This window comes from Marivibrio halodurans (genome assembly GCF_017963645.1).
Taxonomy (GTDB): Bacteria; Pseudomonadota; Alphaproteobacteria; order UBA8366; family Aestuariispiraceae; genus Marivibrio; species Marivibrio halodurans.
Genome location: NZ_JAGMWN010000001.1, coordinates 799,609 through 814,591, shown reverse-complemented (window position 1 = coordinate 814,591; position 14,983 = coordinate 799,609). Strand labels below are relative to the sequence as shown.

The 14,983-nt window shown below is 63.2% G+C and carries 14 protein-coding genes; 11 read left to right on the top strand and 3 right to left on the bottom strand.

Annotation, left to right across the window (positions count from 1 at the left end):
- Positions 1–40 precede the first annotated feature (40 nt).
- The 10 genes from asnB to KAJ83_RS03625 all read left to right on the top strand — a co-directional run bounded on the left by asnB (position 41) and on the right by KAJ83_RS03625 (position 9,307).
- A complete protein-coding gene (gene asnB / locus KAJ83_RS03670) occupies positions 41–1,879 on the top strand; it encodes an asparagine synthase (glutamine-hydrolyzing) (RefSeq protein ID WP_210680638.1) in 1,839 nt (612 codons plus the stop codon).
- Between the two features lie 22 nt (positions 1,880–1,901).
- Positions 1,902–3,023, top strand: a complete 1,122-nt coding sequence (locus KAJ83_RS03665; protein WP_210680637.1) for an N-acetyl sugar amidotransferase — start codon at positions 1,902–1,904, stop codon at positions 3,021–3,023.
- Positions 3,014–3,769 carry a formyltransferase family protein gene (locus KAJ83_RS03660; RefSeq protein WP_210680636.1) on the top strand — a complete coding sequence of 252 codons (756 nt, stop codon included), beginning with the start codon at positions 3,014–3,016 and terminating at the stop codon, positions 3,767–3,769. The genes KAJ83_RS03665 and KAJ83_RS03660 overlap by 10 nt, the downstream gene beginning before the upstream one ends.
- Positions 3,770–4,058: 289 nt before the next feature.
- A complete protein-coding gene (locus KAJ83_RS03655; RefSeq protein ID WP_210680635.1) occupies positions 4,059–4,919 on the top strand; it encodes a class I SAM-dependent methyltransferase in 861 nt (286 codons plus the stop codon).
- Complete coding sequence (locus KAJ83_RS03650; RefSeq protein WP_210680634.1) at positions 4,916–5,623, top strand: GNAT family N-acetyltransferase; 708 nt, start codon at positions 4,916–4,918, stop codon at positions 5,621–5,623. Before KAJ83_RS03655 ends, KAJ83_RS03650 begins: the two co-directional genes overlap by 4 nt.
- A gap of 102 nt (positions 5,624–5,725) precedes the next feature.
- Positions 5,726–6,043, top strand: coding sequence for a DUF2061 domain-containing protein (locus tag KAJ83_RS03645; protein WP_210680633.1), 318 nt, complete (start codon positions 5,726–5,728; stop codon positions 6,041–6,043).
- A gap of 143 nt (positions 6,044–6,186) precedes the next feature.
- Complete coding sequence (locus KAJ83_RS03640) at positions 6,187–6,684, top strand: GNAT family N-acetyltransferase (protein WP_210680632.1); 498 nt, start codon at positions 6,187–6,189, stop codon at positions 6,682–6,684.
- 88 nt (positions 6,685–6,772) lie between these two features.
- Positions 6,773–7,756: an N-acetyl-gamma-glutamyl-phosphate reductase gene (argC, locus tag KAJ83_RS03635; protein ID WP_210680631.1), complete on the top strand. Its 984-nt coding sequence runs from the start codon at positions 6,773–6,775 to the stop codon at positions 7,754–7,756.
- Positions 7,757–7,768: 12 nt separating this feature from the next.
- Positions 7,769–8,695, top strand: coding sequence for a glutamate racemase (locus tag KAJ83_RS03630; protein WP_210680630.1), 927 nt, complete (start codon positions 7,769–7,771; stop codon positions 8,693–8,695).
- 72 nt (positions 8,696–8,767) lie between these two features.
- Positions 8,768–9,307, top strand: a complete 540-nt coding sequence (locus KAJ83_RS03625; RefSeq protein WP_210680629.1) for a gamma carbonic anhydrase family protein — start codon at positions 8,768–8,770, stop codon at positions 9,305–9,307.
- Positions 9,308–9,639: 332 nt separating this feature from the next.
- Here KAJ83_RS03625 and KAJ83_RS03620 read toward each other — a convergent pair whose 3' ends face one another.
- From KAJ83_RS03620 to KAJ83_RS03610, 3 genes are all read right to left on the bottom strand, one after another.
- Complete coding sequence (locus KAJ83_RS03620) at positions 9,640–10,212, bottom strand: hypothetical protein (RefSeq protein ID WP_210680628.1); 573 nt, start codon at positions 10,210–10,212, stop codon at positions 9,640–9,642.
- 9 nt (positions 10,213–10,221) lie between these two features.
- On the bottom strand, positions 10,222–11,241 hold the full coding sequence (locus KAJ83_RS03615; RefSeq protein ID WP_210680627.1) for a hypothetical protein: 1,020 nt from the start codon (positions 11,239–11,241) through the stop codon (positions 10,222–10,224).
- Between the two features lie 420 nt (positions 11,242–11,661).
- The gene (locus KAJ83_RS03610; RefSeq protein ID WP_246484182.1) at positions 11,662–13,491 is read right to left on the bottom strand and encodes a PHA/PHB synthase family protein; all 1,830 of its coding nucleotides are present in this window, start codon (positions 13,489–13,491) and stop codon (positions 11,662–11,664) included.
- Between the two features lie 313 nt (positions 13,492–13,804).
- Here KAJ83_RS03610 and KAJ83_RS03605 point away from each other — a divergent pair, with 313 nt between their 5' ends.
- The gene (locus tag KAJ83_RS03605) at positions 13,805–14,968 is read left to right on the top strand and encodes an OmpA family protein (protein ID WP_210680626.1); all 1,164 of its coding nucleotides are present in this window, start codon (positions 13,805–13,807) and stop codon (positions 14,966–14,968) included.
- Positions 14,969–14,983 lie beyond the last annotated feature (15 nt).

The window sequence follows — 14,983 nt, the reverse complement described above, 5'->3', positions numbered from 1 at the left end:
AGGGGCGCGACGTGAGGGGCGCGACGCGCGGAACGACCCCATGTGCGGAATAGCCGGACGCCTTGCCGCCACGCCGCTTTCCCCGGAGCGGGAGGGGCGCGCGCTCGCCCTGATGGCGAACCGGGGACCGGACGGCCGGGGGGCCTTCCATGCCGCGGCGCCGGGCGGGAACCTCACCCTTCTTCATACGCGTCTTTCGATCGTCGATCTCGATGCGCGTTCGGACCAGCCCTTCACGAAGGACGGCCTGACGCTCGTCTATAACGGCGAGATCTACAATTACCCCGAACTGCGCGCGGAACTGCGCGCGGCCGGCCGGTCCTTCCGAACCGAAGGTGATACGGAAGTGGTGCTGGAGGCCTTCCGGGTCTGGGGCCCGGATGCCCTGGATCGGTTCGAGGGGATGTTCGCGCTCGCGCTTTTCGATGCGCAGAGCGGCCGGCTGACCCTGGCCCGCGATCGCTTCGGGGAGAAGCCGCTTTATTGGATGCGCGATGGCGAGGGAGGATTTCTGTTCGCCTCCGAGATCAAGGTTCTGGCGGCGCTCGCCGGTCGCAAGCCGAGCGTCGATCGCGACCAACTGCGCCGCTATCTGGTCAATGGTTATAAGGCGCTGCTGAGCGAGCGCCGGACCTTCTATACCGATGTCGCGGATTTCCCGGCCGCCAGCCTCGCCATCCTCGACCGGCCGGAGGACCCGGCGCCGCGCCGCTATTGGATGCTGGAGGCGCGGCCGGACGAGGGGATGACGGCGGAGCAGGCGCTGGAGGGCGCGCGGGAGCGTGTCCACCGGGCCATCGCGCGGCGTCTTCGGGCGGACGTTCCAATCGCGGTGCGGCTGTCGGGCGGGATCGATTCCAACGTGATCGCCGGCGTCGCGCGGACGGTGCACGATCATCCGATCACCTGTTTTTCCATCGTCGAGGACGACCCGCGCTATGACGAGACGGCGGCGATCCGCGCGACGCTCGCGCGGCTCGACCTGCCCAACGTGCGGATTCCGATCCCGCGCGGGAATTTCCTGGAACGATTGGACGATCTTATCGGCTATTTCGACGGCCCGCCGCTGACGATCTCCTATTATCTCCATTGGCTGGTCAGCGAGGCGATACACGAGGCGGGCTTCAAGGTCGCGCTCGGGGGCACGGGCGCGGACGAACTCTTCACCGGCTATTACGACCATTATCTCTTCTGGCTCGCCAGCATGAAGGACGCGCCCGGTTTCGAGGACCGCGTCGCCGGATGGCGCGAGACCTATGGACGCTTCGTCCGCAATCCCGAGCTTCAGAATCCCCATGCCTTCATCGAGGCGCCGGACCGGCGGGAGCATATCTTCCTCGGCCGGGAACGATTTTCCACCTTTCTGACGGAGCCGTTCGACGAGCCGCACCGGGAAGTACCCTATCCGGGCTCCCCGATCCGGCGGCGTATGCTGAACGAGATTTTCCATGAGACCGTGCCGGTCATGCTGCATGACGATGATCTGGCGTCCATGCGCTGGTCGGTGGAGAATCGCGCCCCCTATCTCGACCGCGATCTGGCGGAATTCCTGTTCACCGTGCCCGACCGGCATCTGATCCAGAAGCACCTGCCGAAGATCCTGCTGCGGGAGGCGGGACGTGGGCTGGTGGATGATTCGATCCTCGACAATCCGCGTAAGCAGGGCATCAATGCCCCGGTGACGAGCTTCGTCGATTTCACGCGGCCGGACGTGCGGGAGCGGTTGCTGGAGGAGGGGCCGTTGTTCGATATCGTGAACCGGGATCGCTTCGCCGAACTGCTCGATCACGAGGTGACCCTCAACAGCGACAGCAAGTTCCTGTTCTCCCTGGTGGCGGCGAAGCTGTTCCTGGATCGGCACGCCGCCTGGACACCCTGAGCGCGGAGAGGCGACGAGGATCATGCGCTATTGCCAAGTCTGCATCCTGCCCGACACCCGCCCCGGCATCGAGATCGATGCGGAGGGCGTCTGCACCGCCTGTCACGGCCATCGCGACAAGGAGGAACGGATCGATTGGACCGCCCGCGCCGCCGCCTTCGAGCAACTGGTGGCGGAGACCAAGGCGCGCTCGGCCGGTGGCTATGACTGTATCGTGCCGGTCTCGGGCGGGAAGGATAGCTGGTATCAGATCATCAAGGCGCAGGAATACGGCCTGAAGCCGCTGGGCGTCACCTGGCGCACCCCGGCGCGGACGGAGATCGGCCAGCGCAACCTGGACCACATGGTCCGCAAGCTCGGCATCGATCACATCGACTTCACGATCGACCCGGAGGTCGAGCGCAAGTTCATGATCGCCGCCTATGAGGACAAGGGCGCGACGGGCCTGCCGATGCATATGGCGCTTTTCGCGATTCCGATCACGCTGGCGGTTCGGCTGCGCATTCCGCTCATCGTATGGGGAGAGAATCCGCAACTTGAATATGGCGGGAACGAGGTGGAGCGTCTCGCCGATACGCTCGACGCGGACTGGCTGGCGAGGCACGGCTGCCTGCAATCGACCGACGCGGATTACTGGGTCGGGCGCGAGGGGCTGACGGAGTCCGATCTCGTCCCCTACCGCTTCCCCCGCGACCCGGATTTTCAGCCACGTTCCATCTTCCTTGGCGCCTTCTTCAAATGGGACAGTTTCGAGAATACACGGATCGCCGCCTCGCGCGGCTTCGCCCATGACGAAGGCGACCTGAAGACCGGAAGTTGGGCCTTCGCCGATATCGATTGCCACTTCATCTCGTTGCATCATTTTTTGAAGTGGTACAAATTCGGGATAACGCGAAGCTTCGACAATCTTTCCGTCCAGATCAGGCGCGGGGACATGAGTCGCGCCGAGGCGATCCGGCACCTCGCCGAAACCGGAATGCAGGTGCCGGAGGAGGATATCCGACGCTTCTGCGCCTTTGCCAGGCGGCCGGTGGAATGGTTCTGGGAGGTCGCGGAGGGGTTCAGGAACCGCGATATTTGGGTTCGGGAGAACGGTGCTTGGAAGATACCCGGTTTCCTGATTGAGGGGTGGCGGTGGCAGTGACATTCGACGCCGGCACGGCGGCCAAGGGGGGGCGCCTGCGGGTCGGCATCCTTACGACGGAAACCCCGCATCACGTGCGGTTCGTACAGGCCATCGCGGCGCGGCACGATGTCGTGCGGGTGTTCGAGGAACGGCGGGAGATTTCGGCCGATTTCGAGACGCATCATCCGTTCGAGGATGAGCGCGCGGTCTTCGAACGCGCGACCTGGTTCGACGGCGCCGATCCCGGCCTGAGCGACGTGGCGGAGGTGGAGACGCACCGCGACCTGAACGATCCGAAAGCCGTGGCTAGCATGAAGGCCGCCGGGTTGGACGCGTTGCTGGTGTTCGGGACCGGCCGCCTCAACCAGAATGTAATCGACGTGGCGCCGGAGCGGATCGTCAATCTGCACGGCGCCAATCCGGAGAAATATCGTGGTCTCGATACTCATCTCTGGGCCGTCTATCACGGGGATTTCCGAGGATTGGTGACGACGCTGCACCGCGTCGCGCCGGAATTGGACCGGGGCGGCGTCGTGATGCGAATGCCGATCCCGATCCACCGGGGTATGAAACTGCATCAGCTTCGCAAGGCGAATACCGACGTCTGCATCGATATCAGCCTCCAGGGGCTGGAGATGCTGGCGAATTACGGTCAATTCATCAGCCAACCGCAACTTTATATCGGGCGATATTATTCCTTCATGCCGGCGGTTCTCAAATCACGGTGCGTTCGTCAGTTCGAGGCGTTTACGGCGGCCTTGTGAGGCGGCGGCCCATGCCGGCACCGGGCCTTTCGCCACGATCCGACTTGGCTTACCGTCCCGATGGTGGATCGCCCCTTCGCGGAGGGGTGGGCGGGGCCACGGACGCGCAGGCTTCGCGCAGGATGGCTTGGAAGACACGCCATGCATCGCATGAGGGGGAGGATATCATTCATCACATGATGCGTGTAATGAGGCGTCTCGTGTCCGTGCGCGCCTCATGGGGTGGGCCGGGACGGACGTGGGGGGCGATCGGCTATCCGGCCCTTGCCGGGGTCCGTTCAGGGAAGCAATGGCTATCGCCGCGCCGGATGGTGGTCGCATGACCGGCGAGACGTCGGAGATCGATTGTCCGGTGACCGGTGCCGTCGATTGGCGGCGGGTCGCCGTCTTCGAGGAGCCGCCGCCGTCGGAGACCGATTTCGGCTTCACTCCCTATCGGCGCGAAGTGTGGCGCAGCCCCTCCACCGGCCATGTGGTGAACCGGCACGATATGGATCTATCCGCGCTCTATGGCGGGGATTATTGGGACCGTACCTATGGCGAGGGTGGGGTCCGGGCGATCTATGAGAAGATCATGGGATTGCCGCCGGAGCGCTCGGACAATCGTGGGCGCGTCGCCTTCGTCGATATCGCCGCGCGACGCCTCGACCCGCACGGGGAGCGCACGCTGCTCGATATCGGCTCCGGCCTCGCGGTCTTTCCGGCCGCGATGCGGGCGATGGGCTGGGTCGCCTCGGCCCTCGACCCGGACGCGCGGGCGGCCGAGCATGCGCGCGATGTGGCGGAGGTCGAGGGGATCGTGGCGGATTTCATGACCGACCGGTTCGACCGGCGGTTCGGCCTCGTCACCTTCAACAAGGTGCTGGAGCATGTGCCCGACCCGGTGGCGATGCTGGCCCGTGCCCATGACGTGCTGATGCCGGGCGGGCTCGTCCATGTCGAACTGCCGGACGCGGAAGGCGCCCTCGACGATCCGGAAGGGCCCGCGCGGGAGGAATTCGCGATCGAGCATTATTGCGCCTTCTCCACCATATCCTATGCGATGCTGGCGCAACGGGCGGGCTTCCGTGTTCTGTTGCTGGAGCGGCTGGTGGAGCCCAGCGGTAAATATACGCTGCGCGGCATGCTGCGTGCGTCGGGCGAGGGATGATGGCGTTTAGACCGCCGAACGGCGTCAGCGATCAACCCTTCGATGCCCAATTCATGAAGGGGCCGGTCTGGCGCCTGGAGGACCCCGGGCAGGCCGTGGAGGCGGTCGCGACCGCCCGTCCGATCGGTATTCAATTGATCCATGGGCGGTTCGACCCGGTGGTCGATCTCTCCGGTCTCGGGTTTCGGCGGATCGAGACGCTCGTCACCTATGAAGGCCCGCTCGACCCGGCCGTCGGGATGCCGTCGGGTATTCGGCCGGGCGATCCGGCGGACGCCAATGCCTGCCGGGAGATCGCGGGCGCGGCCTTTACCCATGATCGTTGGCACGCCGATCCGGAGATTCCGGACCGTGCCGCCGTCGCCTTCAAGGGTGCCTGGGTCGAGAACGATCTGCGCGGCCGGGCGGATACGGTGCTGATCGCGACCGATCCGGACGATGCGCGCATGGTGCAAGGTTTCCTGCTGGTGCTGGAGCGGCGCGGGGTCGCGATCATCGATCTGATCGCCGTCGCGCCCAGGATGCAGGGCAGGGGGGTCGGGCGGCGGTTGATGACCGCGCTTTCCGCCGCCTGTGGTGGGCGCTGCGCGATCGGCCGGGCCGGCACGCAGGAAACCAATCTGGACGCCATTCGTCTTTATGAACGGTGCGGCTGGCGCCTCGTGGATCGAAAGATCACCTGGCACTGGACGCCCCGGGAATAGAATCGGGTGCCGGGCGGTTGCTTCGCCATTAAAATTTGAATGGTTCTAACTTGCAATTGCGACTGGTTCGCACTATCTCTTCTACAGAACCGATGGAGATCGATGATGGCGAAGCAGCTTGAGGAAAAATTCGGGTTCGATTCCGAGGCACGGACGCAGGCGCTGAAGACCGCGACCTACGCGGTGATGCATCTGGTCGTGGCCATGGCCGTGGCCTATGCGTTGAGCGGCAGTTGGAAGATCGCGCTCGGCATCGGGCTGATCGAACCGGCGGTGCAAACGGTCGCCTACACGCTCCATGAACGGGTATGGAAACGCGCGGCGGCGCGGCGTGGCCAATTGGATGAAGGCAGCCAGGGGGAAGCCCCCCGCCCTTTACCCGCGGACCTTTCCGGGGATATCCGGCCGGCCACTGGATGAGCATGCTTCGTCGACTGGCGCGGCATCGCCGGGCGGTTCGTCGGCGCCGCGCCGGGCGGGGATGAATCGCGATATCTTGCTTCCCCGCCTGGGCGAAGAATAGCCTGACCGCTCCGATATCTTCGAACAGGGGGAGGCGGAAGATGGCCCCGGCGGATATCGCGGTCCGGGCGGCCCTGCATCGCGACATATCGGTCCTGACCGGCATGGCCCGCGCATTGGCGGAGAGTTTCGGCGAAGACCCCACGCGGATCGACAAGGATGCCATCGCCGGCTTGCTGTTCGGCATGGATCGCTGGGCGGACGCGTTGCTGGCCGTCGACCGGGATAACCGGGCGCTCGGCTATGTTACCTTTTCCCGTCTCTTCACCCCTCATGATGGCGCGCGCAGTCTCTGGATCGGCGATCTCTATGTGATGGCATCGGCACGGGGACTGGGCGTGGCCGGCGCCTTGATGCGGGCGGTCGCCAAGCGGGCGCGGGCGCAGAATTGCCATGCCCTTGTCTGTCCGGTGGATACCGGGAACAAGCAGGGGCAGGGGTTCTATGGCCGGATCGGATTGGCCCTCGATCCGTCGCGCGCGGTGTGGCGTGGCGGGCGGAAGGTGATCGACGACCTCGCTTCGGGTAACGGGACGTGAGGCATGGGGGACGTGAAGCACGGGGGCTTGAAGCGGGTTTCCCGAGGTGCCGGCATTCGATAGAACCTCTTCCCATACTGGTTTCTGGATGACGCGACGGGATATCATGGCGGCGACGATCTTCATCGACGGGGAGGCGGGGACGACCGGCCTCCAAATCCGCAAGCGGCTGGAAGGCCGCGACGACATTCGGCTGATGAGCCTCGGCGATGCCGAGCGCAAGGATGTCGAGCGCCGTCGCGCGCGCCTTAACGAGGCGGATATCGTCGTCCTCTGCCTGCCCGACGATGCGGCGCGGGAAGCGGTCGCCATGATCGAGAACGACGCGGTGCGGGTGATCGACGCCTCCAGCGCGCATCGGACGGCCGATGGCTGGATCTATGGCTTCCCGGAATATGCGCCCGGTCAGCGCGCGGCGATCGCGGCGGCGAAACGGGTGACGAATCCCGGCTGCTACGCCATCACCTCGGTCGCGATGCTGCATCCGCTAGTCGAGGCGGGCCTGATCGCCACCGACTGGCCGGTGACGATCAATGCGATCTCCGGCTATTCCGGCGGGGGCAAGGGGCTGATCCGCGCCTTCGAGGACGATAGCGCGCCGGATCACACCGACGCGCCGTTCCGGCTCTATGCACTCGGCCTCGATCACAAGCATGTGCCGGAAATCCAGCATCGCTCCGGCCTCGTCCATCGGCCGCTGTTCGTGCCCAGCGTCGGGCATTATCGCCAGGGCATGCTGGTCAGCCTGCCGCTTCAACTCGACGCCCTGCCGGGCAAGCCGGGGGCGGACGACATCCACCGCGCGTTGACTGAACGCTATGAGGGTGAGCGGCATGTTCGCGTGCTGCCGCGCGCGGAGACGGCCGCGCTCTCCAAGCTGGAGCCGGAGGCCCTCAATGGCACCAACGACCTGCATCTCCATGTTTTCGCGAACGAGGGGGCGGGGCAGGCGCTCGTCGTCGGCCTGATCGACAATCTGGGCAAGGGAGCTTCCGGGCAGGCGCTGCAGAATCTTAATCTGATGCTGGGCGCGCCGGAGGAAACCGGCCTCGACACGCCGCTCGTGCTTTAGCGACGCCGATCGATGATCGGGGTTTTCGATTCCGGCATCGGGGGGCTGACGGTTCTGCGCGCGCTGGTCGCGCGCCTGCCGGAGGAGCGATTCCTCTATTTCGGGGATCACGCCTACGCCCCCTATGGCAAGCGGCCGGCGGACGAGATCTACATGCTGACGCGGCGCGGCGTCGATCGTCTGTTCCGCGCGGGCTGCGGGCTGGTCGTGCTGGCCTGCAACACGGCGAGCGCGGTGGCCCTGCGCCGCCTGCAACAGGAATGGCTGCCCGCGCATTGGCCCGACCGCAATATCCTGGGCGTCTTCGTGCCCGCGATAGAGAGTCTGAGCGGGACCAATTGGACCGCGCCCGGCGTGAGCCGCTACAGCGCCGACCGGCCGGCCAGGACGGTCGCGGTCTTCGCCACCCGAACGACGATCGATAGCGATGCCTTCGGCCGGGAGTTGCGGCGGCGCGCGCGTCATCTGCACGTCTTGCAACAGGCCTGCCCGCGTCTCGCCCAGGCGATCGAGGAGGGCTGGGACGAAAGCGACCTGGACCGAGGCATCGCGCGCTATGTCGGATCGTTGATGTCGAAGGCGGGGGGCAAGCGCGTCGACCTGGTGTTGCTGGGTTGCACCCATTTCCCGCTGGTCCAGCCGATCTTCGCCCGCCATTTGCCGCATGACGTGCGGTTCGTCGATCAGGCCGAATTGTGCGCGCAGGGGCTGGCGGACTATCTCGTCCGGCACAAGCGCTTCGCCCGTGCGACGGAGGAGGCGCCGGGCGTCCACCTGACGACCTCCGGCGACCCGGAAGGGATATCCGGGAACGCGGCGCGCTTCTATGGCGAGCCCGTCACCTTCACCCATATCAGCGCGCCGCCGCCGGGCAATGCCCCCAGCCCGGCACGCTCCTCGGGGACGGAGGAGGCGAGTGCGGCCGAACGGTCCGAGTGACCCGGCCCGCCGCCTATGCTATCAGCCGCGCGTCATCCGGGAATGGGGTCGGTGGAACGAGGCGCGCTTGAGATGAGCATCCGTTACGATCATGGAAATATCCTGCCTTTCGGCGATGCGCGCCCGCGCATCGGCGCGCGAAGCTTCCTCGCGCCCGGGGCGAGCGTGATCGGCGATGTCGCGATCGGCGCCGATTGCGGCATCTGGTACGGCTGCATCCTGCGCGGCGATGTGAACGAGATTCGCATCGGCGATCGGGTCAATATCCAGGACGGTACCGTCATCCATGTCGCGACACATGGGCAGGGTTGCTATGTCGGCGACGAGGTTTCCGTCGGGCATATGGCGTTGCTGCATGCCTGCACGGTGGAGGCGGGCGGCTTCGTCGGCATGAAGGCGGTCGTGATGGACGGCGCGAAGGTGGAAGGCGGCGGCATGGTTGCCGCCGGCGCGCTGATCACGCCGGGAAAGATCGTGCGCGCGGGCGAGCTATGGGCCGGCTGGCCGGCGAAACGCATGCGGGACGTGACCGAGGACGACCGCAAGATGATCACCTGGACCCACACGCACTATACCGATCTGGCGAAGCAGCACGCGGAGAGCCTGTCATGACCAAGCGGAGAAAGGCATCGGCGCCACCGAAACGCCGAAATCCGGAGGCCGTCGCCGCATGGGTGCGCGGCCTCCGGGTCGAACCTTCGGCAAAGGCTTACAAACGGAAGCCGAAACATATGAAGCCCCGCTCCGAGAGCGGGGCTTTCGATTTTCAGGAGCCAGGTCGAAATGCGTATGCTGGAGCGGGAGGTGTCAGGTGATTACCGTCTCTGTACAGTCTTCTTCATGTTCCCGAATGAACCGTTCCACCTGACGAGTCTCGACAGCCTTTTTTAGTGTTAGCGTTTCTTTGTACACCATGAGATTCTGTATCCAACCTGACCGTCTATCTATACGGTCTTCGCTATCAGAAAATAGATCGCATAAAGCGACATTACGATGTAGTGCCAAAAGAAACCAACTATCGCGGCAACCATGGCCATGTGCACCAGATCGTTCGACGTCCATGGGATTGCCGAAAAGTTTATCAGTGACGCAGAGATCGACACGACGAGATAGATGATCCCCAGCGCGCATAGATAGCCAAACAAACGGCAGGCATACTCCCTCATGGTCAGGAGATGGCGAAACCAGCCGTTGTCTTCATTGCTCCACCTGCGAATAGAAGCCGCTGCACCAGCCGGTGGCTTATCTAATGCCGGGCTTTGAAAAGTTGCCAAAGCTGCGAGTGCAGCTAAGTGGAATGGGACCATGAATACGACGAGCTGAAACAATTTGCCATCGAGTGTTCCGGGAATCCCGACTACGAAATATGATCGGAGGCATATGTATGCCCACAGCGTCAATATCGTAAGCACAATCGGCAGCGCGAACTCCAGTACGCGCTTGGAATGATGAAACGGAGCATCTTCCGATACACTAAGAAAAGCGAAGCCGGAGAACAGGTATCTTGCCCACCACATACCGTTCTCCTATTTCCAGTAATCGCCCAAATCGAAAAATTTTTTCGCTTTGTCTACGATCTCTTCATGAAACCTTGCGTAGCATTGCTCCAGTTCCGATGAAAAACCCGAAGCTTTCACCGTTCGGCAATAACGCATGTCAGCGTTATCGATTGTCTCAAGTGGCAACAGCTGCGTGCTGTGATTGTCGCCATCATCAGTATCGAGAAGATCAAGCTTGTAGCTGTCGAAGTTCACCGCATCGCTCATTGCCTCTTTGACATTCTTCAAGGTTTTGAAAACGTCTTGAACATTTCCTGTTGGCGCGAGCTTCACTTTAAGCTGGACATTTGTCCCCACGATCTTTGCTTCATCGGCTGGACCATTGTATTTGGCCTCCCCTCGCATCAGGCGGAAGCCTCCAATCTGACCCTGCTCCATATCGTTCTTCAAGCTGGCATTCTGTTGTGGATGCAGCTTGACGGTCGGCGAATATTGGATGGTTTCAGGCTTCTCGCCCTTCTTGCTAACTTTCTTCTGGGCTTCAAACTTGTCTGGATGTTCCTTGGCATACCGTCGAAGAAGAACTGCCAAGTAATCTCTAACCATGACTTTGCCGAGGCCGGACGCACGTTCAAGAATCGATCTATGTTGCCCTTTGTCGCTGACCAAGACACCTCGCTCAATAACCAGCAACGCTGAGACAGCTGGCACCGCGTCCGGATCATCAGACGTTGCGGGCGTTACACTCTTTTTCTTCATGTTCGCAAACGTGGGTCGCCCGACTGTCGGGTCGCCTCGCACTAGCAAAATGTAGACGTACTTCTCATCCTGTCGGAAATCGGCAAGATATATAGCGTTAGAGCTATTGATGCCTGGTTCGTCTCCGTGGACTTGGTTACCAACAACCCACGCGACGTCTGTCGCCTTTTTTCGCGCATGCTCGCAAGCTTCGATCAGGATTTGAATGGTTACACTTGCGTCCACCGCTGGGTATCGCCCCATCGCTAGACGCATGAGATAAAACATACGTTCATTCGCCGAACTCATAAATCCTCCCCCATGCAATATGGGGAAGTCCTCCCCCATGCAATATGGGGAAGGTTACGCCGCTATAGGAAAATCGTCAACAACGTATGCTAAGGAGATACACTCTTATATTTGATTCCATGAAAAATTTCATATAATTCATTGCCGTCTATAATGTTTTCTATTTTAGAAGAAATGAATTCCGTTACGATATTAATGTGTCTATGACCTTAAAGCGTTTTAGTATTACTTGGATCATTCCAAAGGTAACCTCAACCCCTATCCTTGTCCCCTATTACGGGAAAATGGTTTTATTTTGAAACACAACCTAATTATAGAGGCCGTATCTCCCTAGGCACGGGCAGGCTTAGTGAACTCGATCAAGCCGCGTCTAGGGGGGCGAATGGTGGCTGAGGTTAGAGCGCTTTTGGGGGCACGTGGTCAATTGACCCGCATCTTCACATAGGAGCCCGGCGCCGGTTCGATTACCGACAGCTTGCCGTCGCCCGGTTTACGGGCGGGAACCATCGGCCCGGCCTTCTTGGTGATCCAGGTCTTCCAGTCCGGCCACCAGGAGCCTTCATGCTGCGTCGCGTTCTTGAGCCAGGTCTCCGGCGTCTTTGCCTTGCGGCTGTTGGTCCAGTAGCCGTATTTCACCTTGTCCGGGTTCGGCGGGTTGATGACGCCGGCGATATGGCCGGAGCCGGAAAGGACGAACTTCACCGGTCCCGAATAGGTGTTGTAGGCGGCGAAGGTCGGCTTCCAGGGCGCGATGTGGTCCTCCCGGGTGGAGAGGACATAGCTGGGCGTCTTGATCGTCGTCAGGTCGATCGGCACGCCCGCGAGTTCGATCCCGCCCGGCTCGATCAGCTTGTTCTCCAGATACATCTGTCGGAGATAGAAACTGTGCATGCGCGCGGGCATGCGCGTCGAATCGCTGTTCCAATAGAGCAGGTCGAAGGGGAAGGGGTCCTTGCCCAGCAGGTAGTTGTTGACCACGAAAGACCAGATCAGATCGTTGGCCCGCAGCATGTTGAAGGTGGTCGCCATCTCCGAGCCTTCGAGATAGCCGCGCTTGTTCATCTGATCCTCGAGCGCGGCCAACTGTTCCTCGTCGATGAAGACGCTGAGCTCGCCCGATTCCTCGAAATCGATCATGGTGGTGAGGTAGGTCACCGCCTTCACCCGATTGTCGCCCTTGGCCGTCAGATAGGCGAGCGTCGCGGCCGTCAGCGTGCCGCCGAGGCAATAGCCGATCAGGTTCAGGTCCTTCTCGCCCGTCGCCTGCTCCACCGCGTCCATCGCGGCGAGCGGCCCTTCGAGCATGTAATCCTCGAAGCTCTTGTCCGCGAGCTTCTCGTCCGGATTGACCCAGGAAATCGTGAAGATGGTGAAGCCCTGCTCCACCGCCCATTTGATGAAGCTATTCTTCTGCCGCAGGTCGAGGATGTAATATTTGTTGATCCAGGGCGGGACGATCAGCAGCGGGCGCTTATGCACCTGCTCCGTCTTCGGCTCGTATTGGATGAGCTGGATCAGATCGTTCTGAAAGACCACCTGCCCCTCGGTGCAGGCAAGGTTGGCGCCGACCTCGAAGGCGTCGGCATCGGTCATCGCGATCTTAAGGCGCCCCTTGCCGCGCTCCAGATCGTCCAACAGGTTCTCCAGCCCGTGGACGAGGTTCTCGCCCCGGCTGTCCAGCGTCGCGCGGATCACCTCCGGATTGGTCATCAGGAAGTTTGTCGGCGCCAGCGCGTCCGCGAACTGCTTGGTATAGAAATCGACCTTGCGCGCGGTGTGGTCGTCCAGCACGCCGTCGACATCGCGTACCGTGTTCTGCATCCAGCGCGCGGACAGCAGATAGGACTGCTTGATATAGTCGAAGATCGCGTTCTCCGACCAGGTCTCGTCCCGGAAGCGCCGATCCTCCCGCTCCGGTTCGATCACCGGATCGGCCTCCTCGCCCAGCATCCGGCGCGTCGTCGCCTGCCAGAGATTGATATAGTCCGACCAGAGATCGACGCTCGCCTGCATGACCGCGGCCGGGTTGTTCATCATGGCCTTGGTCATCTCGAAGAAGGCGCCGCCGAGATTGAGCGGATCGGCCCTGTCCATCGTGTCGGCGCCGCCCGTCTCGGCCTGCCGCGATAGGAAGTCGCCGACGAGCCGTTGGCTGCGCTCGGCGATGTGGGTCATGCTGCGCGACCACTCGACCGGGTCGAGGGCTTGGCCGTGCTCCTGCTCCGCTTCGCGCTGCTTGTCCTCGCTCATGGTGCGTTCCGTTCCCTTGGGTGGCATGCCGCCGTCCCGGGCCGGGACGTGACGGGAAGGCGATGATGATACCCGCCGGCTGCTTTTCCTATCGCTTGCACGTTCTTCATCTTAGAGCGCGCGCGAGATTTTCAACGTCCCGCCTTATACCGCAGCCCCCCCGGTGGCGCCAAGGCGGCCGCCGGGGGCTGGGCGCGATCGGCTTCTCGCGGTTGCTCCGCGCGGGCGGCGGCCATACTATGCGCGCCCTGGGCTGGCCGGTGGCCGGCGACCGGCGTGGCGTCACTTGCGAAAGCACGATGGATCGATCCTCATGACCCTCCGCACCTTCCGTCTCGGCCGTCTTCTCAAAGGGCTCGGGCTGCCGATGCTGTTGCTGTTGGGGGCCGTTGTCCTCCAGGCCTGCGACACGACCCGCGACGTGGTGGACGCGGCCGATCCGACGGAATGGTTCTCCGACGATGATCCGGAGCCGCCCGAGGGGGCGCCGCGCCCGTCGAAGCCCGTGCCCGGCGCGGACGAGGATTATCCCAAGCTCGCCACCGTGCCGGAGCGTCCGCCCGAACCGGAGATCAAGAGCCGCTTCGAGGATCTGCGCGCCGGGTTGGTCGCCGATCGTCAGAACGCGCAATATTCCGACGAGGTGATCCGTCGCGCGCCGCCGCCGGAGCAGAATCGCGCCGAAGCCGCGATGCAGGCCCTGGAGCAACAACCCGGAGAGCCGCCCACCGCCAACCTCGATAACACAGGCATGGCTGGGGACGGCGCCGCCCCGAATTCTGGTGCGGCCGAGAAGGATACTTCCGTGCCGACGGTCGCGCCCGCGCCGAGCCAAGCGTCGAGCGCCACGCCCGCGCCCGCTCCTGCCCCCGGTTCCGAACCCGCGCAGCCCCAACCGGCCCCGCCCGAACCGGCCTCTTCTTCCCCCGCATCCGCGTCCCAGGAATCCCAGGCGGCACCCCAGGTGGCGGAACAGGCTCCCGCGCCGGAACCTCTGGGCGGATCCGCTCGGGCGTCGGACGAGCCCATGCGCCCGGCCCAGCCGCCGGACTCGGCGGCCGGCATGGCGCGGTCGGCCGATGCGACCTCGCCGCCGGCGCAACAGGACGCGCCCCAGGCGGGGAGCGAGCGGCTTATCGCCACCATCTATTTCCCCGGTGGTGGCGCCGGCCTGACCGGGCATGACCGCGAAATCCTACGGCAGGTGGCTCAGATCTTCTCGCAAGGGGCTCAGACGGTGCGGATCATCGGACACACCTCCGTCGGTACCGAGGACGGGAGCCAGCAGGCCGCGCTCGTCACCTACAAGGCCTCGCTCGACCGGGCGAGCGTGGTTGCCGATGCGCTGGCCGACTATGGCGTGCCGCGCGACGCGCTCAGCATCGATGCGCGGGGCGCCAAGCAACCGCGCTATGACGAGAGCACCGATGCCGGCATCGCGGCCAACCGCCGAGCCGAGATTTTCATGAGTTTCTAGGCCGGTCGGCGTGCC